Source organism: Mesorhizobium sp. P2_A8, from assembly GCF_056404935.1.
The window spans coordinates 1-19,830 of the sequence record NZ_JBFUDB010000022.1 but is presented as its reverse complement, the minus strand read 5'-3'; the positions used below and the strand labels follow the sequence as shown (position 1 = coordinate 19,830).

14 protein-coding genes are annotated in these 19,830 nt (G+C 60.4%); 10 read left to right on the top strand and 4 right to left on the bottom strand.

Translation table 11 applies throughout. The features are described from left to right. On the top strand, positions 1 to 1,105 hold a 1,105-nt coding region (locus AC1D10_RS35345; RefSeq protein ID WP_477279926.1), incomplete at its 5' end, for a calcium-binding protein. A 65-nt stretch (positions 1,106 to 1,170) separates the two neighbouring features. Here AC1D10_RS35345 and AC1D10_RS35340 read toward each other — a convergent pair. Continuing rightward, complete coding sequence (locus tag AC1D10_RS35340; protein ID WP_477279924.1) at positions 1,171 to 2,385, bottom strand: glycosyltransferase family 2 protein; 1,215 nt, start codon at positions 2,383 to 2,385, stop codon at positions 1,171 to 1,173. Between the two features lie 180 nt (positions 2,386 to 2,565). Between AC1D10_RS35340 and AC1D10_RS35335 the strand changes: the two genes are divergently transcribed. The 3 genes from AC1D10_RS35335 to AC1D10_RS35325 all read left to right on the top strand — a co-directional run bounded on the left by AC1D10_RS35335 (position 2,566) and on the right by AC1D10_RS35325 (position 6,201). After that, positions 2,566 to 3,867 carry a polysaccharide biosynthesis/export family protein gene (locus AC1D10_RS35335; protein ID WP_477279922.1) on the top strand — a complete coding sequence of 434 codons (1,302 nt, stop codon included), beginning with the start codon at positions 2,566 to 2,568 and terminating at the stop codon, positions 3,865 to 3,867. Continuing rightward, positions 3,864 to 4,538 carry a P-loop NTPase family protein gene (locus AC1D10_RS35330; protein ID WP_477279920.1) on the top strand — a complete coding sequence of 225 codons (675 nt, stop codon included), beginning with the start codon at positions 3,864 to 3,866 and terminating at the stop codon, positions 4,536 to 4,538. Before AC1D10_RS35335 ends, AC1D10_RS35330 begins: the two co-directional genes overlap by 4 nt. 160 nt (positions 4,539 to 4,698) lie before the next feature. Continuing rightward, positions 4,699 to 6,201 (top strand): O-antigen ligase family protein, encoded by a 1,503-nt coding sequence (locus tag AC1D10_RS35325; RefSeq protein ID WP_477279918.1) that lies wholly within the window; start codon positions 4,699 to 4,701, stop codon positions 6,199 to 6,201. Here the strand turns inward: AC1D10_RS35325 and AC1D10_RS35320 are convergent. Beyond that, on the bottom strand, positions 6,136 to 7,617 hold the full coding sequence (locus AC1D10_RS35320) for a lipopolysaccharide biosynthesis protein (RefSeq protein ID WP_477279929.1): 1,482 nt from the start codon (positions 7,615 to 7,617) through the stop codon (positions 6,136 to 6,138). The two genes, AC1D10_RS35325 and AC1D10_RS35320, sit on opposite strands and share 66 nt — an antisense overlap. 190 nt (positions 7,618 to 7,807) lie before the next feature. On the opposite strand from AC1D10_RS35320, the gene AC1D10_RS35315 reads away from it, so the two are divergent. Together AC1D10_RS35315 and AC1D10_RS35310 are read left to right on the top strand one after the other, a co-directional pair. Next, positions 7,808 to 9,808, top strand: coding sequence for a DUF4091 domain-containing protein (locus tag AC1D10_RS35315; RefSeq protein WP_477279916.1), 2,001 nt, complete (start codon positions 7,808 to 7,810; stop codon positions 9,806 to 9,808). Between the two features lie 100 nt (positions 9,809 to 9,908). Beyond that, positions 9,909 to 11,129, top strand: coding sequence for a GumC domain-containing protein (locus tag AC1D10_RS35310; RefSeq protein ID WP_477279914.1), 1,221 nt, complete (start codon positions 9,909 to 9,911; stop codon positions 11,127 to 11,129). Here the strand turns inward: AC1D10_RS35310 and AC1D10_RS35305 are convergent. After that, complete coding sequence (locus tag AC1D10_RS35305; RefSeq protein WP_477279912.1) at positions 11,126 to 12,097, bottom strand: glycosyltransferase family 2 protein; 972 nt, start codon at positions 12,095 to 12,097, stop codon at positions 11,126 to 11,128. The two genes, AC1D10_RS35310 and AC1D10_RS35305, sit on opposite strands and share 4 nt — an antisense overlap. 295 nt (positions 12,098 to 12,392) lie before the next feature. On the opposite strand from AC1D10_RS35305, the gene AC1D10_RS35300 reads away from it, so the two are divergent. From AC1D10_RS35300 to AC1D10_RS35285, 4 genes are all read left to right on the top strand, one after another. Continuing rightward, a complete protein-coding gene (locus AC1D10_RS35300; protein ID WP_477279910.1) occupies positions 12,393 to 13,496 on the top strand; it encodes a glycosyltransferase in 1,104 nt (367 codons plus the stop codon). Continuing rightward, positions 13,493 to 14,665 (top strand): glycosyltransferase, encoded by a 1,173-nt coding sequence (locus tag AC1D10_RS35295; protein WP_477279908.1) that lies wholly within the window; start codon positions 13,493 to 13,495, stop codon positions 14,663 to 14,665. Before AC1D10_RS35300 ends, AC1D10_RS35295 begins: the two co-directional genes overlap by 4 nt. 15 nt (positions 14,666 to 14,680) lie before the next feature. Further along, on the top strand, positions 14,681 to 16,567 hold the full coding sequence (asnB, locus tag AC1D10_RS35290; protein WP_477279906.1) for an asparagine synthase (glutamine-hydrolyzing): 1,887 nt from the start codon (positions 14,681 to 14,683) through the stop codon (positions 16,565 to 16,567). A gap of 76 nt (positions 16,568 to 16,643) precedes the next feature. After that, entirely contained in the window at positions 16,644 to 17,936 is a 1,293-nt protein-coding gene (locus AC1D10_RS35285; RefSeq protein WP_477279904.1) for a nucleotide sugar dehydrogenase, read from the top strand. A gap of 120 nt (positions 17,937 to 18,056) precedes the next feature. On the opposite strand, the gene AC1D10_RS35280 is transcribed toward AC1D10_RS35285, so the two are convergent. Continuing rightward, the coding region (locus tag AC1D10_RS35280; RefSeq protein ID WP_477279902.1) for a calcium-binding protein at positions 18,057 to 19,830 on the bottom strand (1,774 nt) is incomplete at its 5' end.

The following is a 19,830-nucleotide window of genomic DNA, read 5'->3' as shown; positions in this document are numbered from 1 at the left end:
TTACATGTGGGCCCACGAATGGGATGCCACAGCCAAGGCGTTTCAATATATCGACGAGACGTCCGCCACCGGGGAGCAGGATGTGCCGGCCGCCGACCTGAACATGCTGATCGTGAACGGGTTCGGCTTTGTCTACCAACACACCGGCGACGCGACATACCTGCAGCGCGGCAACATCGTCTTCGAGGGCGGGGTGGAGGGCACCTGGCTCGAAGGCTCGAAGCAGTTCAACCAGCAATATGCAAGCTCCTACAATTACATCGCCTATACCCACACCGACATTCCCTTGGCCATTGGAAGTGACCGAACCGGCAGCGCGTCTGACAGCCAGTCAGACCTCGCGCGAGCCGACGAATCTGCGACGGACGCTGGCGTCAACGACGACAGGAACAGCGGTACGCCCGAAGCAGCAGTCGAACTCCATGGGGGAACCGGCAAGGACCAGTTCCTGGGCGGAGCCGGAGCCGACGCTCTGTTCGACGGTGGCGGTAAGTACAAGCTTGATGGCGGCGCGGGGAACGATGTGCTTGACGGGGGCGCGGGAGCTGACCGGCTTGTCGGCGGCCACCGCAATGACAGGCTGGACGGCGGCGCGGGCAACGATGTGCTTGACGGGGGCGCGGGAGCTGACCGGCTTGTCGGCGGCCACCGCAATGACAAGCTGGACGGCGGCGCCGGCAACGATGTGCTTGACGGGGGCGCGGGAGCTGACAGGCTTGTCGGTGGCGACGGCAATGACAGGCTTGTCGGCGGCGCGGGCAACGATGTGCTGAAAGGGGGCGCGGGAGCTGACGTCCTTATGGGCGGATATGGCGCGGATAAGTTTCAGTTCCAGTCCACCGGCGATATGGCTACTGAATCGCCCGACACCATCAACGACTTCGTGCCAGGGCTTGACCGCATAGATCTGCGCCTGATTGATGCGAATGCCAATGTCTCTGGAGATCAGGAGTTTTCCTTCATCGGAGACCACGGTTTCAGCGGCAAGGCCGGTGAAATGCACTTCGTGGACCACGTGCTTTCGGGCGACGTCAACGGCGACAGCATCGCCGACTTCGCTCTACAAATAAACGACACCCTTTCTCACGCCGACTTCTTCGTTTGAATGGAAGATGGGCTTCCCCAGAACCGCCCCCTTGCAGGCATCCATCGCAACATCCGCCGCACTTGCTATCGCGGGATTTTTTCCGACGGAGGATGAAGCGAGATCCTCTTCGCCTTCGAGACCTGCCAGACATCCTTGGCATGTCCGCTCAGAAGGAGAAGCGCACCGCACCCCGACGCGACATATCCCTGCACGAGATAGCTGAAGGAATTCAATGCTCTGGGTAGCCGTCCTGGCATCGCCGCTCCAGCGAAAACGAGCGCGCCGGCCGTCAATTCGGCGGCCAGCAACGCCTGCCAGACCATGCCGCCGGACAGGGCCAGCGAAACGGATGCTGCGAAACTTGCCACAAGTATGAATGGCAGGAAGGAGCGAAGCCCTTTTCCAGAAACAAAGACGAAGGCAAGCCTGTAGTTCATGGGATTGGCCAGCCTCCAGAGACGCAATGCCTGTTGCAGGTTTCCCGCACCGATCCGGATACGTCGGCGGAAATCCTGTCGTGAATTCGTGGCCTCCAACTCCGTGGCGACGATCTGCCGGTCGTAGATTCCTTTCCAACCTTGGGAAATGATACGCATAGGTAGCATGAAGTCGTCATTGATCGTATCCGGCTCTAACGGCGTCCAAAGAGTCCGGCGAAACACATAAAAGGCTCCATGAGCGCCCATCGGCGCCGCTACCAGCGCCTCGTCGGACTTGATCCGAATTTGGTAGTCCCAGTAGGCGCGCTCGCCTGGCGAGGCATCCTCGGGCAAGGCATATGTCCCACAGACCACCCCGACACGCGGATCATTGAAATGGGCCACTGCTCGCCCGACCGCGTCATTGTTTAACAGAGCCGACGCATCGCTCAGCGCGACGAGATCCGTTTGGATTTCAGGCACAAGCTGGTTCAGGACTCCGATCTTGCCGATATTGAGTTCGAGTACGACCACTCTGGCGGTGCAAGAAGGGTATTCCGCCAATGTATTTCTCAGAACAGTTTCCGTGTCGTCCTTGCACCCGTCGAGTGCAATAACGATTGTGAGCTTATCCGGCGGGTAATCAAGTAGCGCACAGTTGATTATTTTGCGCCGTATGACCCGCTCTTCGTTGTATGCAGGAATGAGCAGTGCCAGGGACGGAATAGGAACTTCGGGGCGAAAGAAGCGCGCGCCTGTTTCAGAAGACAATCTTCGGCGGCGCTCGATTCCGCTTGCGAGCAGGCGCAGAAGAACGGGGTAGCCGACGTGGTGGTAAAGCAGCAGAACCGCGCAGCAGGCAAGTATCGCCATTTCCATTCAGAGACTCCCGTCCTCTGGAGGCGAAAGGGCTTCCATCATAATTTCCATCGATAATATTGGGCAGCCTTGCGGTGGACGCAAGCCAGCCCTAGGTTCACGTCTTGTTGGTTGCAACGAGCGTGAGGCTGATGGCATACGGCCCGCTACGGCGCATGCGGTGACGAAGCGAATTCAGTGATGAAGGTTTCATCGGTCTTTTTGTTCACTGTAGTTTCCGTTCTGGCCATGGGCGTGTTTATGCCGTTAGCCGCAGCGGATGACGTCCAGATTTCGACGGTGGGCCAGTCTCTGGAGGAGCCACCATCCGTCCAGGTCACCACCGCCGATCGACTATTGCTGAGATTCCATGGGCAAGCTGACCTGACCGGGGAATACCGTATCAGCCCGGACGGAACCTTGTCGGTTCCTGTTATCGGACGAATAAACGTCGCCGACATGTCCTTGGCGCAATTGGAACAGGAGTTGACGCGGCGCGTGACCGAATTCACGAGCCACGGGACTTACGTCACCGCCGAGATAATCAGCTATCGCCCGCTTTTCGTGACGGGTTTCGTAAGCAAACCCGGAGCCGTCGAATGGCATCCAGCGATCACAGTGTTGCAGGCCGAGGCTTTGGTTGGCGGTCTCTACCGGGCACCCGAGGGGGCCATCAGCAGCGAGAATATCAGCGACGTGGAGGCTTTGCGCTTATTGCGAACCGGGCGTGAGGAGCAGAAACTGCTCCTAGCCTCCCTTGCGGGGCTGAAAGCTGAGAAAGCAGGCAGCGCACAAGTCGAAGTACCGCCGGTCCTTGTGAAATTGGTGGGCGAGGAAGAGGCCAGATCCTTGATTCAAGGTCAGCAGTCCTACCTGAACAGTCGCCGAACCGGGCTTGAGAAGAAAAAGGCGGCGCTCGAACGAAGCGCCGACCTCGCCGGCGATGAACTCGATGCGCTCGAAGAACAGGCCGCCCGAGTGAACGAACAACTCCGAATGCGCCGCGACATGCACGAAAAGTTGGCAGGGCTTTTGCAGAAAGGCCTCGTTCCTCGCGAGCGAGAGCTTGAGAGCGAGATCAAGATCGCCGAATTGGAGGAAAAGGCGACGAATGTAGCGGTCGCGCGGGCGCGTGTGCAAAGTACGGCCGCCATGCTCAAGCAGGAAGCAGTGGCGCTCGAGGAAGATCGAGCAGCGGGAATAGACGCCGAGATCGCGAGGCTCGAAGGCGAACTGTCAAAGGCGAGCATCGATGTCGAAGCAGCCACGAACAGATACGACAGGCTTGCCGCTGAAACCGCAGGGGCTGCGGCAACGCCGTCGCGGCCTATGGTGATCAAATACACTATCGTCCGCCGCAGCGAGACTGGAGAGCAGCGAGCGCCAGCGCAAACATCATCCTTTCTATTGCCAGGAGACGTACTTCTCGTTTCGCAAGAATTGGAGCAAGAGGCCGAAGCGCCTAGCGGCGGCAAGACCAGCGGCACAGGCAATGCAAAATGACGGATGTCGAGCTGCGGCAAATAGAGGATGTCGTCATCGCAATTTCGAGTGCCGAAAAGCGCATCATCGGTTTTACATCTGCCGAATGCGACAGGGTCGTTGAATCGGTTGCTTGGGGCGCCGCGGAATTTCTGGCGCGGTCAGGCAGATCGGTTCTGCTAGTCGACCTTCAACAGGTTATCCGTGAGGATCAAGGCTCTGCCTACACCCTCTCCGACATGCTTGCAGACAGAAACATCACCCACAAGCAACAGGGCTTGGATGTCATCACGTTAACACCCAGCCCGGAGAGCCGCTATGCGTGTGCGGACACCGCTCAACTCAGGACGATCCTCGAGGGTTTCCTTGAGGTATATCAATTCATTCTTCTCGAACTGGGGCCGGTCCTTGCCGTTTCGCCTGCTAAACTGAACCCCCTACCTCTGGGCGGCGCATGCGACTATCTGCTGCTGACCTGCCCTCGCGGCTTCACCAAACGGTCGCAGCTGCGGAGCGTCGTCGAGAAGTTGAGGGCGGCACGGTGCACCATTGGAGGCGTTATCCTGAACGAAGACCGTTATTCGAGCATGGGAGTTGAGATCGCGTCGATCGCCTCCTGGCTTCTCTGGCCCATGCCCCAGCTGCGGAGGCGCGTCCAGAATTGGGCCATAAACAACGATCTACTCAACTGATGTCAGTCCGCTCCGCGACCCGTTGCGGTGCGTCATCGGCCCAGCAGTATCATGAGCCGACGCCGCGCCTTGGCGCTAGCACAAGAAAGGCCCGCGCACGTCGTCTTTATGGGTGCCGTCCGTCAGCTTCCCCAATACCGCGAATATAGGCACCGCCTGGATGCGCGAAGAAGTCCTCCTAGCCGCCGCAATCACGATAGCCACCTTGCTGCTTTGGGGGGTGTCGCCGAACCCGTTCGCGCCTCTTTTGGCTGCAGTGGCGCTGCTCAGCGTGGCGGCCGCCTTGTGGTTCCCGTCCTTGACCCTGCTGCTGTTCGTGATCTTCTCAATGTTCCGCCTACATGAAGTTTTCCCCGTTTTGCAGCCGCTGCAAATACCGCTCGCCTTGAGCGTACTCGGTCTCGCCTCCGTGGCATGGCACCTGGTGCTCTCCCGCCGCATCACGGCCTATTTTTCAGCGGAAATGAAGACGCTCCTCGTTTTTGCACTTATCGTCTCGCTGGGAGTCTTGACGGCGAAATCGCACGTGCTGGCGTATTCCTACTGGTCCGAGAATTTCATCAAGGTGGTCCTTATCACGTTCGCACTCGGCTGGACATTGCGCGAACCGGGGGGGTTCAGGGTTGCCACCTATCTGATCGTCCTGTCGGGTCTCCTCGTCGGCGCCGTAACCATCTCTAACCGGCTCAATGGCATCGGGCTCGTGGAAGTGAGCCGTGCAACCGTTGCCCGGGAGCTCGGATCGCCTTTGGGCGACCCGAACATTCTCGCCCTGACCCTCACATTTTCCCTGAGTTTTTGCCTTTCCCTGCTGCTCTCACGAACCAGAGCCATTGATGTCTTGCTCGGCCTGGTCGGAAGCGGGGTCGTTACCGCAGGGGTGGTTTGTACGCAAAGTCGCGGCGGCTTGCTCGGGGTGGTGGCTGTCCTGGCTGTGAGCGCAACTCGAGTGATGAAGTTGCGCACAATCCTTCTGTTCGTCATCCCCGTCGTTGCGGCAGGGTTGTACATGGCGATGAACCTTTCCGACCGCGTGTCCGGCGGCGCAGAGGATATGAGTGGGGAATCGGCGAGTGGTCGACTCTATGCGTGGTCTGCCGCCACCAATATGGCGCTCGACCGGCCCTTCACAGGAGTCGGCATAAACAACTTCGTTGACGAGTTCTACACCTATACCGACGTGTGGTTCGATCGTGCCTTGACCGCCCACAGCGCGTGGTTTCAGGTTCTCGGCGAAACGGGATTCTTGGGGCTGGGGACGTTCGTGATCATGGTCGCCCTGACCTTCAAATCCGCCGTTCGCGCCCAGCGATTGCTGGAGCGCAACTCAGCGGCACCGGATATGCAGGGTTTTGCCTACGCGATTACGGCCGGCTTGGCAGGTTTCTGTGTCGCCGGGTCATTTCTCAGCGAAGCTTACAATTGGGCCCTCTATGCTCTCCTTGCATTCTCGTCCGCCACAATAAGGTGGGCGTCAGCCTCGGCTGACGGTTCGGATTGGAGCGACGTCTTCGCGCGACAGTCTGGGTCGCGGCCGCAAGTGGCTGCGGGATTTGAATCAGTGCCAACATTGGGATCGAAGCACGATCGGACCACCTCAGCCTCGCCGGATGAGCGGCCACAGTTTCAACAAGAGTATTTGGGGAAACAGGAATGGGATTAGGCTCGCGACGGACACCAGTGCACATAAGGATCCCGCCAGGAAAAAGGTGCGCCAATCGCGAGGATCGAGCCATGCGTCAAGGCAATAAGCCGCCAGCGCGCCAATCAGCCCGCCAACCGCATTTGGCAGTATCACCCGCACCATATATCGCCGCGGCTCCACGGCTAGAAGCCGGCAGCCATAGAGTAGCGGTCCTATGCCTCGAAACAGGACTGCGGCCGCTGCTGCGGCGAAGCTGATGCCGGAGAGGCCGAAAAACTGGACCAGCAGAAGGCTCAGGCCGGTGATGGTGACGCTCTCGCAAACGGCAAAGACGGCAAGCAGCCGGTGTTTCTTCACTCCGGCGATGACCCAGTAAGTGACCCATTGCGACAAGGCGATCAGCTCACCGAGCATGAGGATCCGGAGTTGCTGATAGGCTTCGTCGGCGCGTCCGCCCTGCCAAAGGTGAATGAAGCTGTCGCCTAGGACGAGCAGGCCGATGGTGAGAAGACAGCTCAAGGCGGTAGTGTACCGGCCGCCCTCCACGAGCAAGGTCTGCTGAGCCGTGTGAGCTTGCTCATGGAACAGCCGGACCGATCGCGCCGCGACGGCTTCGGTCGTCGCGGACAAAAGGACATTGCAATTGACCGAGAGCTGGCGCGCGATGGCGAAAACTCCCACGGCCGCATTGCTGAGTGTGTAGCCGACGAGAATTGGACTCAGTTGGAGCGCGATCGACCTCGCGGCATTCAGCGCCGCAAAGTCGATAGCCAGTCGGAGAATCGTCGCTGCGGTTCTCCTTGTGGCCATATGCGGCCAAGGGGCAAGCCAAGGCTCCACCTGAAAGCTGGCGTAAGCCATGGTCACCGCGCTCAGGCAGCCGGTAAAAAGCGTGCATGCTGCAACGATCCACAGTGGCGAGCCTATTCCCACGAACATCATGAGCAGCGCGAGCCGCAGCAGGACAAGAGGCACCTCTATAATATTGATTAGGTCCATCCGCTCATAGCCCCACAGGAGGCAGGTAAACGGCGCCGCAATGAAGTGGACGGCGCTTGCAAGAGCCATCAGGCGCAGCGCCAGAACGACACTCGCCGCGTCTTGCGGAGGCACTGTGAACACCGCTAGGAACACGAGCGGAATGAACCAAGCGATGAGCGCCACGCCGCTCGCGCAGACACCGAGCATCGCGACAGCTGTCGAGAAGATCCGGTTGATGCCGTCGATGCTGCTTTCCCCCCGGCCAGCGGCGATGAGGCGTCCCACAGCAACTGTCGTGCCGAAGTCCAGCAACCAAAGCAGCGATGTCGTCGAGACGACGAGCGCCCACAGGCCGAACGTCTCCAGCCCAAGCTGTCTCAGGAGGAATGCCGCAGTCACAAGACCACACACCGCATTGAGGACGGCACCAAAGCAGCTTGCCACCACACTCACGCTCAAGGATCGCGCCAAGGGGATCTACTCCCGACAAAACCGAGGGTTGGTACTGGTTCACTACTTCCACTATGATGCGATACGTTAAGCTATCAGAACCCGAAGACGTTCCAAGGCGGGAAAAAATGCTGATGCAACGCGGCGAGGCCGATTGGAGAGGCTGCTTCTACCTTGGCGTGGGAGGACCTTGATGCGCCGGAAAATCATACCGCCCGGCCCACGAGGGTTTCGTTGCGTCTTTGCAACGCTGCTGCTGGCATGGTGTTGTGTTGCGGCATCAGGTGCCACTCTTGTCGACACGGGAGCTATCACCGCCATTTGGGCCAATGACGGAGGCGACAAGGTCACACGCAACGAATTGCGCGCTCATTCAGGGGAGACCTCGATCTACAATTCAATTTGGGACGGACGGCAGGTCCGCCTCTTCGCCGCAGCAAACGAGATCGTGTCGGTTAACTTGGTGATCGAAGCAGCGGATCACGCTGCTGAGGGGGTCCGCGTCGCATTCAGCGACTTGACGAACAGCTCGGGTCGCCGGCTCCGCTCCGATCCAGCTCGGACGAGGCAGAAACTGTTCGATTGGACTTCCACAGAGATCGAGCTCTTCTACATCCAGTACCTGCAGGTCAGGGGACTAAGCCAGCTTTCATACGGCACGTATGACGAACGGCAAATACCAGAGCGGTTAAGACGCCAGTCCATCTCCGGCACGCCTTATGGAGGGTGGAAGGATCGGCCCGGCGCGGACAAGTTTTTCCCCGATATCGCCGTCCCACTGGAACTGGTCAACGCCTTCGACATCCCCGCCCGCTCCAACCAAAGTATCTGGGCTGATATTTATGTGCCACGAACGACCCCGCCGGGCGACTATGCCGGGGCGATCACGATCACGGAACAAGGTCGCGTGCGAGCGCGCATTCCAGTTCGGTTGGAAGTTCTGAACTTTATCCTTCCCGATACCACGACCTCGCGAACCATGGTAGCGACGAGCTATGAGGAGATCGCCCGCCGCTACACGGGCGAATCCTATCCCGCTCCCAATTCCAGTCAGGACCGTCTGGTTCGTCGAGTGGCCGACCGGCAGTTCCTGCTGGCTAGGCGCCACCGCATCTCGCTCGTGGACGACAACTCTGGCGCCGAGCCGTGGCGACAAGATCAACCGCGGCCCGAGTGGATACCACGCCTGACAGGCGAATTGTTTTCGCGTGAGAACGGCTATGCCGGCCCATGCGAGGGCGTCGGAAGCGAGCTGTTCGTCGTCGGGTTGTATGGTGCGTGGGAATCGTGGTGGGGCGGTGCCGGAAGTGAGGCGATGCGGTCCCACGCAACGGCATGGGAACGATGGTTCAGAAGGAATTTTCCTGATGTAGAGCGTTTTATCTATTTGTCCGACGAATCTGAGGACTACGACCAGACCGAAAAATGGGCGAGATCGTTGAACACGGGCACGAACGAAGAACCAGCTCTTGCCACTTTTGCGACAGCCAATCTGGTCAAGAGCCTTGATGCGTTACCCTCGCTATCCATTTTCGCAAGCTGGATCGGCGTAGGCGACACGCCGGTCTGGGAGCAGGCGGTAAAAGCGCTGCGGCAGACCGGCAGACGGTTGTATCTTTACAACGGTCTCCGACCCGCCTCGGGTTCCTTCGCCATCGAGGACGACGGCGTTGCGTTGCGTGAGCTCCCATGGGGTCAGTACAAAATGCGCGTCGACCGGTGGTTCTTCTGGGAAGCCACATATTACAAAAATTACCAGGGAGGGCGCGGCGACACCGACGTCTTCGTGCAGGCGCAGACATTCGGCGGAGCGCCTGAGTTTGACGAAATCACGGGACTAACTGGCTCAAACACGTCGAACGGCGACGGGGTTCTGTTCTATCCGGGCACGGACGCAATCTTTCGGGAGCATTCCTACGAGCTCGAAGGTCCGATTGCCAGCTTGCGTCTGAAACACTGGCGCCGCGGGATTCAGGATGTCGAATATCTGGCCCTTGCCGAGGCAATCGACCGCCAGGCGACCTGGGCCGTCATCGAGCGAATGGTCCCGAAGGTTTTGTGGGAGACGGGGGTCGGCGATTCCTCCGATCCGACCTGGGTCCATGCGCCTGTCAGTTGGAGCACAAATCCAGATGACTGGGAGTCCGCGCGCCGGGAATTGGCTGCTATCATAGAAAAGGGATCAATCCGATGACGGATTCAACCAGCCGCTTCAACTCTCTATTCCGGCCATGAACAGGTCACCCACACAAGTCACGCGCCTTCTTGTCCAGGCGGCCTGGAGGCGCCGCTGGTTGCTGATCATACCGGTCCTGATTATGCTTCCGGCCGGCTTCGCCGCCAGCCAACTGATGCCGCTCAAGTATGTTGCCCGCTCGCTATTGCTTCTCCAGGAATCCGGGGAAACAGGCCCACTCACGCGAGAGCCCACGAACGTGCAGTTCGTCACGAACGAGGAGCGGCTCGCCGCGTTGCGGGCCCTTTTGTTTAGCGATCGTGTGCTGGGCAGAGTGCTGGATGATCTCGGCATGACCGATCCGGCGTCTCGCGCGGTCAGGATTCGGGATCTCAGGGAAACCACGTGGCTCGAAGGGGCGGGGACAAACTTCATCGAGATCTACCACTCCGGCCCGAACCCGACCGGTTTGGGCAAGCAGCTCGAAGCCGTCATAACAAGGTTTCTGGAGGCTCTGGTTCCTGAACAGAATGAACCCGACGCCATTCAAATCCTGGTCGAAAAGCACACGCGCGACTTGGCGGCGGCGCGTGCGTTGAAGGTCGACCTGGAAAGGCGGCAGGCGGAGTTATCCATTGGCAGCCCTGCTGCGGCCCAGGCGAGGCTAGAAGAGCTCAACCAACTGCGTCAGGCAAAGGCGGAGGAGTTGCGCCAAGCCGACAAGGCTGTCGAGCTTGCCAGGCCTGCGGCGCTTGCAGACGCAACCATCGAACAACTCGAACAGGAAATCGACCGACCGGCCAGCCCGCAGGGGAGCGGGGGCGAACAGCAGGAGCAATCGATGCGGGCGGAAGAGGTCGCCCCACTGCGAGACGCACTTGCCAGGCGGACGGCCGCCCTGTCCGAGCATGAAAAGGTAGTTGCCGCGATGGAGGCCGAGCAGCGTAACATTTCCGAATACGACCGCTTGAAGGCGCAGATCCCCGACAGGGAACGCGACATCGCGGTAGCCCAGGACAAGCTCGAAGCAACACAGAAACGTCTCGAGTCGGTTCGGCTGGGGGACGCCGTGGGTATTTTGCGGGCACCGGAGCTCATCCGAATTGTTGATCCTCCGCGCGATCCCGAATTTTCGACGAGATCCCCGATTGTTTATCTCTTCGCCGCCTTGGCGGCGGGTATATTGCTCGGTCTCGGCCTAGCGGGCATCGCGGAATTCCTCGATACAACCCTCCGTGATCCCGACGAGTTCAGCGAGGCTGCTGGAGCACCAGTCATCACGCGAATTGGCGCCAGGAAGCATGAACCTTTCCTTTTGGATCGCCCGGAAAGCGCCTAAGCTGGTGCCCTCGGCTGCCGCCCGTCTTGCAGGCGCCGCCAGGCGGCGCCCAACGCGGGACCCATCGGGGTGGAGCAAACCATCGACCCGAATTGGTAGGGCAGCATTGGTCTCCAAGAATGCCTCGCGAAGCGACGCCTGAGTGCGGCTGCCTTGCGCCAATCCCCCCAATAGCCAAGTACGCATGCGGTCTTGAAGGCGCGAATTGCCAGCATCTGCTCCAGAAGCGGTCGAAGACCTGTCGGGCAGCTGTCTTCGATCTCGGAGGGGTCCTCAAGAAAAGGCTCGACCGGCCTCACAGCTGGCAGATTGCTGCTTAGGCTGGATGCTTCACGGTGTATGCATACACGCGGCTCAAGGTCGACCATCACCTGTTCGTTGAGGACCAATTTGAACCACAGATGGGCATCCTCCCCGTACCGGCAACCGTTCCGGTCGTAGAACCCTCCGAACGCGCGGATCACATCAGTGCGAGCGATTGTCGTGCAGGGCGTCATGAACGCCACGATCGAAGTCGCAAAGGACGGATCAGTAGTCGGGTTCAACCGAACTGGGCCAAAGGACAGGCCGCGCGACCGCCACAGAGCTTCGGACGAGGCGCCGGCCGGCATCTCAAGGTAGCCGGCGGTCACACTGGCAATTTCGGATCCCGCTTTTGCGAAGTGTCTCATGCCAGCAGATAAAAAATTCGGCATCCACTCGTCGTCCGCGTCCAGGAATGCCACGAAGGGAGCTCTTGCCGTTGCAAGCCCGCGGTTGCGGGCCGCGCCTGGCCCGGCGTTCGCCTGCGATATAACTCGCATGCGCTTGTCCCTATGACTCCGCGCGACCGAGAGGCCGCCATCGCTGGATCCGTCATCGACGACGATAACTTCGAAGTCATCGAAATCCTGAGCCCAAATCGAGTTGAGAGCCCGCTCCAAGTAAGGCGCCTTGTTGAAGAGCGGAATGATCACTGAAACTTTCATATTCCTACGCCCTACGAAGTCTTTCCGTACCAATTCCGGGTGAACCGAGGTGGCGCCTCTCATCCGCTTGTATGATATTGATATCTGCATTGCGTGGTACCTACATCTGTCATGATCCTCTCTTGATCGGTAAGCCGAAATTTTTTCAGTTCTGCTGCGATCGGAAGCTAAGCAGATGTTGAAGGGCCGTAATACAGGTACAAATATGGACTGGCCCGCGCCGGCTGGAAGCAGGGTATCATCCCTGGCCCCCGGTGTTGTGCAACACCAGCCTTTGCATTTCGCCGGACTGCGCGTGGCTTCGCTGATCGACACGGCCATCGTATCTGGGCCTGGTCGGCAGTTGACGGCTCTGGCGAGCCAGTTGAGGGAGCACGGGGTCAAGCTACGTGTCTACATGTTCCAGCGGACCGGGCGTTCGGCGTCACCGTTCATCGCCTATCTGGAGCGTGCCGGGGTCGAGTACGTTGTACTTCCTGACAATGGGCCCCTCGACGTCTCCCTTCTCCTACGCCTTGGTCGGAGCTTGCGTGAATGGAAACCCGATATCGTGCAGACACACAACTATCGCACGACGGTCATGGCCTATCTGCTGAAGCTGACGAACCCACCTTGGCCTTGGATCGCGTTCTTTCACGGTTCTACGAACGAGGGCTGGAAGGTCAGGCTGTACAACCGTATTGACGGAATGCTGCTTCCGCGAGCCGATCGGCTTGTCGTAATGTCCGAGCGTCACAAGCGCCATTTCTCTGCTGCCGGCGAAAGGGTCCGCGTCATCCACAACGCGATCCTGGCCATCCCGTCCGAAAGCTCGCCGGTGGAACTTGGGGCCATTCGTCGTCCCGGGGTGCCGCTCATCGGCGTAATAGGTAGGCTGAGTCCGGAGAAGGGCGTAGATGTGCTGATCCAGGCGGTGTCTTTCTTGCCGGCCCGCTCGGTTTCCATCGTCCTTGCCGGCGACGGCCCCGAGCGTGCGGCGCTGGAGCAGCAGGCAGTCGCGCTTGGCGTCCAATCGGATATACACTTTCTGGGAACGGTCGAGGATGTCGGATCCCTGTACCGGCAACTCGATCTGGTCGTGCTCCCTTCGCGCAGCGAGGGACTTCCCAACGTCCTTCTCGAAGCCCTCAGCGCTGATGTACCCGTTGTTGCAACCGCCGTTGGAGCCGTGCCGGAGGTCCTAGCCGACGAGGCAGCAGGCCGGATCGTCGCCCCAGGCGACCCCTGCTCGCTGGCCAAGGCGATTAGACAATCCCTCGAATACGGAAGAAGCCCTTCCGCGAAGACGGCGCGAGCCGCGGTGGCCGCACGGTTCTCGCTGGAGAAGCGGGTTTGCCGACATCTGGGCCTCTACCGTGAGCTGCGTCCCGACCGGGTCACAGCGGGAACTATCCCTTGAACGCCATTCGCCATGAAACGAATGGTACGCCTCAGGCCAGCCTGAGGATCGAGATGGTCATCCCGTCCCTGGCAATGGGGGGGATGGAAATGATGGCGCGGGATCTCGCCTTAGGGCTTGCTGCTCGCAGACATCGGGTTGGAATTACCTGCCTGGAGGAGGAGGGCGAACTCGCCGTGGCTCTTCGTGCTAGCGACGTGTCGGTAAGCCTGGTGCGCTGTCCCGGCATTCGCCCCAATTTCTTTCCTGACGCCAAGCTGAGGGCGCATGTCGCGGCACGCGGCTGCCACGTCGTCCACGCGCATAATGCAGTTTGGGCCAAAGCTGCTTTGGCGTCCTGTTCTGTCCGTGTGCCCGCGAAGGTTAGCACCTTGCACGGTTTCGCCTACGGCGAGGGGTGGCAGAGCGAGCTGTTGCGTTGGTGGGGAGCGCTCCATTCGGACGTCGTCGTAGCGGTCTCGGCGCCGTTGCGTCGCCATCTCGTCCAACGAACCCGGATACCGGCGTCGAAGGTCACCGTCCTCCCAAACGGAATCGACACGGCGCGCTTCGCGCCGGGCCATCGAAGCGGATCAATTCACGCTCGTTTCGGCATCGCTCCAGGTTCTTCCCTGGTCGGTTGCGTTGCCCGACTCGATCCGATCAAGAATCACGCGTTACTGCTTGCCTCATTGAAGCTGGTGCTTTTATCCCTTCCGCAGACGCGCTTGGTGCTTGCGGGTGAGGGGCCCTTACGCCAAGAACTCGAAGCGCTCGTCGCGGAAATGGGGATTTCCCAGTCTGTCATTTTTGCTGGAGCGATTGCCGATACAGCACCCTTGTATCGCGACCTCGACGTCTTCGTCCTGCCGTCACTTTCGGAAGGTACTTCGATCAGCCTGCTGGAGGCGATGGCGAGCGGCGTGCCGGTAGTGGCGACCGCCGTTGGCGGCACGCCCGATCTCCTTGCGGGCGGCGCATGCGGCATGCTTGTGCCTTCGGGCGATGCCGCCGCGATGGCCAGCGCTGTCATGCGCCTTTTACGGGACAGCGAGCTTCGCTCGCAGTTGGCGGCGAAAGGCCGCGAGCGGGTTACGTCAAACTTTTCACAGCTTGCAATGGTGATCGCATATGAGGAGCTATACCATTCCATTTTGAGGAAGAAGCATGAGCGCTCTTCGGCTCGCTAACGGCGGGGTCTCGACATGTGCGGCATTGCGGGCGGCATAAGCCTCGCCCCCGGCATCCGTCCCGATCCTCGACGAGTCGAGGCAATGTCGGCCGGAATGACGCATCGCGGGCCGGATGGAGCCGGACTTTGGATTGCGCCATCTGGGCGTGCGGTTCTCGCGCATCGCAGGTTGGCGGTTATTGACTTGGCGACAGGAAACCAGCCGATGCTGGACGAGTCCGGGAGCATCGGGATCACCTTCAACGGAGAGATCTACAATTACCTCGAATTGCGGGAGGAACTGGCTGGCGAGGGTGAGATGTTCCGCACCAGATCAGACACGGAAATCCTCCTGCGCCTCATCATGCGCCGGGGCGAAGAAAGCGTGAAAGTGTTACGAGGCATGTTTGCGTTCGCAGCATGGGACGATCGGTCAGGGTCCCTGCTTCTCGCGCGCGATCGTCTCGGCAAAAAACCGTTGTTCTATACGGTCGAAGGAAAATGCCTATACTTCGCCTCTTCCCTGACTGCGCTTCGCGCCGGGACGGCGGTAAACAGCCTCGACCCACAGGCGCTCGATATCTATCTCGCTCTGGGTTACATCCCCGCGCCGTACACAATCTACCGCAATACCTTTAAGATGCCGGCCGCCAGCCTCGCGACGCTTGGCCATCGGGGGCTATGCCTGCGCGGATTTTGGGATCCCGCGGATTACGCCGAGCCCTATTCGGGTTCCTATCAGAATGCCTTGGATGAACTTCAGGAAAAGCTTGATAAGGCCGTCGCCCTCCGGCTGCGCAGCGACGTACCCGTGGGGGTGTTTCTGAGCGGTGGTATCGATTCCAGTCTCGTCACCGCCACGACCGTGCGTCAGTCGGTGGAGCAGATCGAGACATTTTGCGTGGGCTTCGAAGACAGCCGCTTCGACGAGAGCGTGTTCTCGTCCGCCATTGCGAACCATCTTGGCACCCGGCATCACACCCTGCGTGGGCGGCCGGATCTTCTCGATATCCTGCCCCGGATGACGCTACATTTCGGCGAACCCTACGCAGATTCTTCCGCCCTCGCGCTCTGGGCGATGGCCCAGCATGCGAGGCCATCGATCACCGTTGCTCTGGGAGGCGATGGAGGCGACGAAGGTTTCGCCGGCTATGGCTGGTACGGCAATGCGCGACGCCTCGACCGCCTGGCGAACTTAATCCCGGCTAGCGTGGCCCGCATTGGGGCCCGGGCGGCTCGTCTCGCGGCCCGCCATTGTCAACACAGCGTCACAATGGGCCGAATCGAGCGCGGCTTGACGGTACTCGAGCTTTCGCGGGCGGAGCGTTTTGCTGCTCTCCGCTCCTTCGTCAACGCGACGGAAGCGGAGTTTTTGTACGATGGCGAGCTGCTCGAACGGCGACGTGCGGGTCTGGACCCCGCGAGCTCGATCTTAATCGACGCGTATACGCGGGCGGGCGGCACTACCCTGCGCAAGATGCGCTACACTGACATCCGGACCTATCTCGCCGACGACCTTATGCCGAAGCTCGACATCGCCACCATGGCTCACAGCCTGGAGGCCCGCGCGCCTCTGCTGGACCATGAAGTCCTTGCATTCGGCCTGTCGCTTCCCGACCACTTCCTGATGGACGAGCGCGGCGGAAAGCGCATTCTGCGCGATCTGCTTGCGCGCCACGTGCCGCGCGCAATGTTTGAACGCCGCAAGCAAGGCTTCTCTGTACCGTTGCAGGTCTGGTTCTCCGGCCAACTGCGGCCGAGGCTTGAAGCGCTGACGCGGAGCGAGGCCCTCCAAGGGCTCGGCCTACTCAAGCCCGCGGGGATACGGCGCCTGGTAGCTGAACACGCAACGGGCGCGCGCGACCACAGCCAGCGTCTGTTCTCCCTCTTGCAACTGGAGGATTGGCTATGTTCCCGTTGATCTGCGTTGGGCAGCCCCGTTCGACGGTGGGAAATTATTGGATCCAACGCCTGTTCGCAGGCATGGGGAGAACACCATGAACAGCGTGATTGACGTTCTCAGGCGCCGGATCGCCGTGGTGGGGCTCGGCTATGTCGGGCTCCCGGTGGCGACCGCTTTCGCGCGCAACGGCTTCAAGGTCCTGGGTTTCGATATCGATCCCCTCCGCATTGCTGAGCTTCGCGGCGGCATCGATCGCAACAACGAACTGGAGCTTGCGGATGTTCTTTCCGCCTCGCTGCGCTTCACCAACAATCCCGCCGAGCTAGCCGAGGCCGATTTCTTCATCATCACGGTACCGACGCCGATCGACGCCGCGCGACGGCCGGATCTGTCGGCACTGCTCAAGGCCTCCGAAACCGTCGGCGGCGCCCTCAAGAAGGGCGACTTTGTAGTGTATGAGTCTACTGTGTATCCCGGCGCCACAGAGGAGGATTGCGCAAACGTTCTCGAACGCGCCTCGATGCTGAAGGCGGGTGTGGATTTCCATCTCGGCTACTCGCCCGAGCGGATTAATCCGGGCGACAAGGAACATCGCCTCGAGACCATTCGCAAGGTAGTTTCCGCCCAGACCCGGGATGACGCCAATATCATCGCCGCAGTGTATGCTACCGTGGTCACAGCAGGCATCCATATCGCGCCCTCCATCAAGGTCGCAGAGGCGGCCAAGGTAATCGAGAACTCACAGCGAGATCTCAACATCGCCTTCATGAATGAGCTGTCAGAGATTTTTGCGCTGCTGGGCATCGACACCGCTGACGTGCTCGCCGCCGCCGCTACCAAATGGAACTTCCTCCCGTTCTCTCCGGGTCTCGTCGGCGGCCACTGCATCGGAGTGGACCCCTATTATCTGACCCATAGCGCCGAGCGCAAAGGGTATCACCCGCAGGTTATCCTTGCTGGTCGCCGAGTAAACGATAAGGTCGGGGAGCGAATCGCTCAAGAAGCCATGCGACTGCTGTCACAAGTGGTGGGTCCGCGCCGTGTGGCAATACTGGGCGTTACTTTCAAGGAGGACGTGGCCGACATCCGAAATTCGCGTGTTATCGACATCGTCCGCGGGCTTGAGAGCTTTGGTGTGAGTGTCGAGATCTCCGATCCGATCGCCCGACCGCAAGATGTCCTTCACGAATATGGCTTGAACTTAAAACCGATCGAGGCGCTTTCGTCCGCCGATCTGGTCATACTTGCCGTCCCGCACCGGCCGTATGTTGATGCGGGCTGGCCCCTGCTCACGGGCATCCTGCGCGGAGGCCGAGGGATTGTGATGGACGTGAAAAGCGCGCTGCCCCGCCAGCAAGGCGAGGCCCCAGTCCATTGGCGGATGTGACGGGATGGTCCATTCATGCTCGCAATGCTGCCCGCCGGTGCGCAGCCAACTGTTGATGGTCGGCCGTTACCGGCGCTGATAGAGCATCGGGCCATCAAGGCAGGTCCAACCCAATCCGATTTACAAGAAAAAATCCGGGTAGGAGGGACCAGGTCCTTGGATGTAAATAGCGAAGTCGGCGATGCTGTCGCCGTTGACGTCGCCCGAAAGCACGTGGTCCACGAAGTGCATTTCACCGGCCTTGCCACTGAAACCGTGGTCTCCGATGAAGGAAAACTCCTGATCTCCAGAGACATTTGTGTTCGCATCAATCAGGCGCAGATCTATGCGGTCCAGCCCGTGCACGAAGTCGCTGATGGTGTCACGCGATCCAGGGATCGTATCGCCCGTTGATTGAAACTGAAACCTATCGGCGCCATACCCGCCCGTCAAGATGTCCGCTTCCGCGCCGCCGTCAAGCACATCGTTGCCCGCGGCGCCATCCAGACTATCATTGCCGGCGCGGCCTAAGAGCACGTTGTTGTGCGTGTCGCCGCGGAGGGTGTCGGCGAAATTGCTGCCACTAATGTTTTCGATACCAGAAAAGATGTCGCCAAATGCATCGCCGCCGCTGGCCCCGGCGTTGGCCAGGTCGGCAACTACGGATTTGGCCGCGCTGGCATAGCTCGCGCAATCAAGCCCGGCGCCGCCGACAAGCCGGTCAGCTCCCGCGCCGCCGTCAAGCACATCGTTGCCGGCGGCGCCATTCAGACTGTCATTGCCGGCGCGGCCTGAGAGCACGTTGTTGTGCATGTCGCCGCGAAGCGTGTCGGCGAAATTGCTGCCACCAAGGTTTTCAATGCCGGAAAAGATGTCGCCGAGTGCATCGCCCCGGTTGGCGCCGGCGTTGGCCAGGTCGGCAACCACCGAATTGGCTGCGCTGGCATAGCTGGCGCAATCAAGCCCGTCGCCGCCGACAAGCCGGTCAGCTCCCGCGCCGCCGTCAAGCACATCGTTGCCGGCGGCGCCATTCAGACTGTCATTGCCGGCGCGGCCTGAGAGCACGTTGTTGTGCATGTCGCCGCGAAGCGTGTCGGCGAAATTGCTGCCACCAAGGTTTTCAATGCCGGAAAAGATGTCGCCGAATGCATCGCCCCGGTTGGMGCCGGCGTTGGCCAGGTCGGCAACCACCGAATTGGCCGCGCTGGCATAGCTGGCGCAATCAAGCCCGTCGCCGCCGACAAGCCGGTCAGCTCCCGCGCCGCCGTCAAGCACATCGTTGCCGGCGGCGCCATTCAGACTGTCATTGCCGGCGCGGCCTGAGAGCACGTTGTTGTGCGTGTCGCCGCGGAGCGTGTCGGCGAAATTGCTGCCACTAATGTTTTCGATACCAGAAAAGATGTCGCCGAATGCATCGCCCCGGTTGGCCCCGGCGTTGGCCAGGTCGGCAACTACGGATTTGGCCGCGCTGGCATAGCTGGCGCAATCAAGCCCGTCCCCGCCGACAAGCCGGTCAGCTCCCGCGCCCCCGTCAAGCACATCGTTGCCGGCGCCGCCATCCAGCCTGTCATTGCCGGCGCGGCCGACAAGCTGGTCGGCTCCGGGTCCCCCGTGGAGCTCGACAGCTCCGGGCGGGTCGGCGTGGGTATAGGCGATGTAATTGTAAGAGCTTGCATATTGCTGGTTGAACTGCTTCGAGCCTTCGAGCCAGGTGCCCTCCACCCCGCCCTCGAAGACGATGTTGCCGCGCTGCAGGTATGTCGCGTCGCCGGTGTGTTGGTAGACAAAGCCGAACCCGTTCACGATCAGCATGTTCAGGTCGGCGGCCGGCACATCCTGCTCCCCGGTGGCGGACGTCTCGTCGATATATTGAAACGCCTTGGCTGTGGCATCCCATTCGTGGGCCCACATGTAA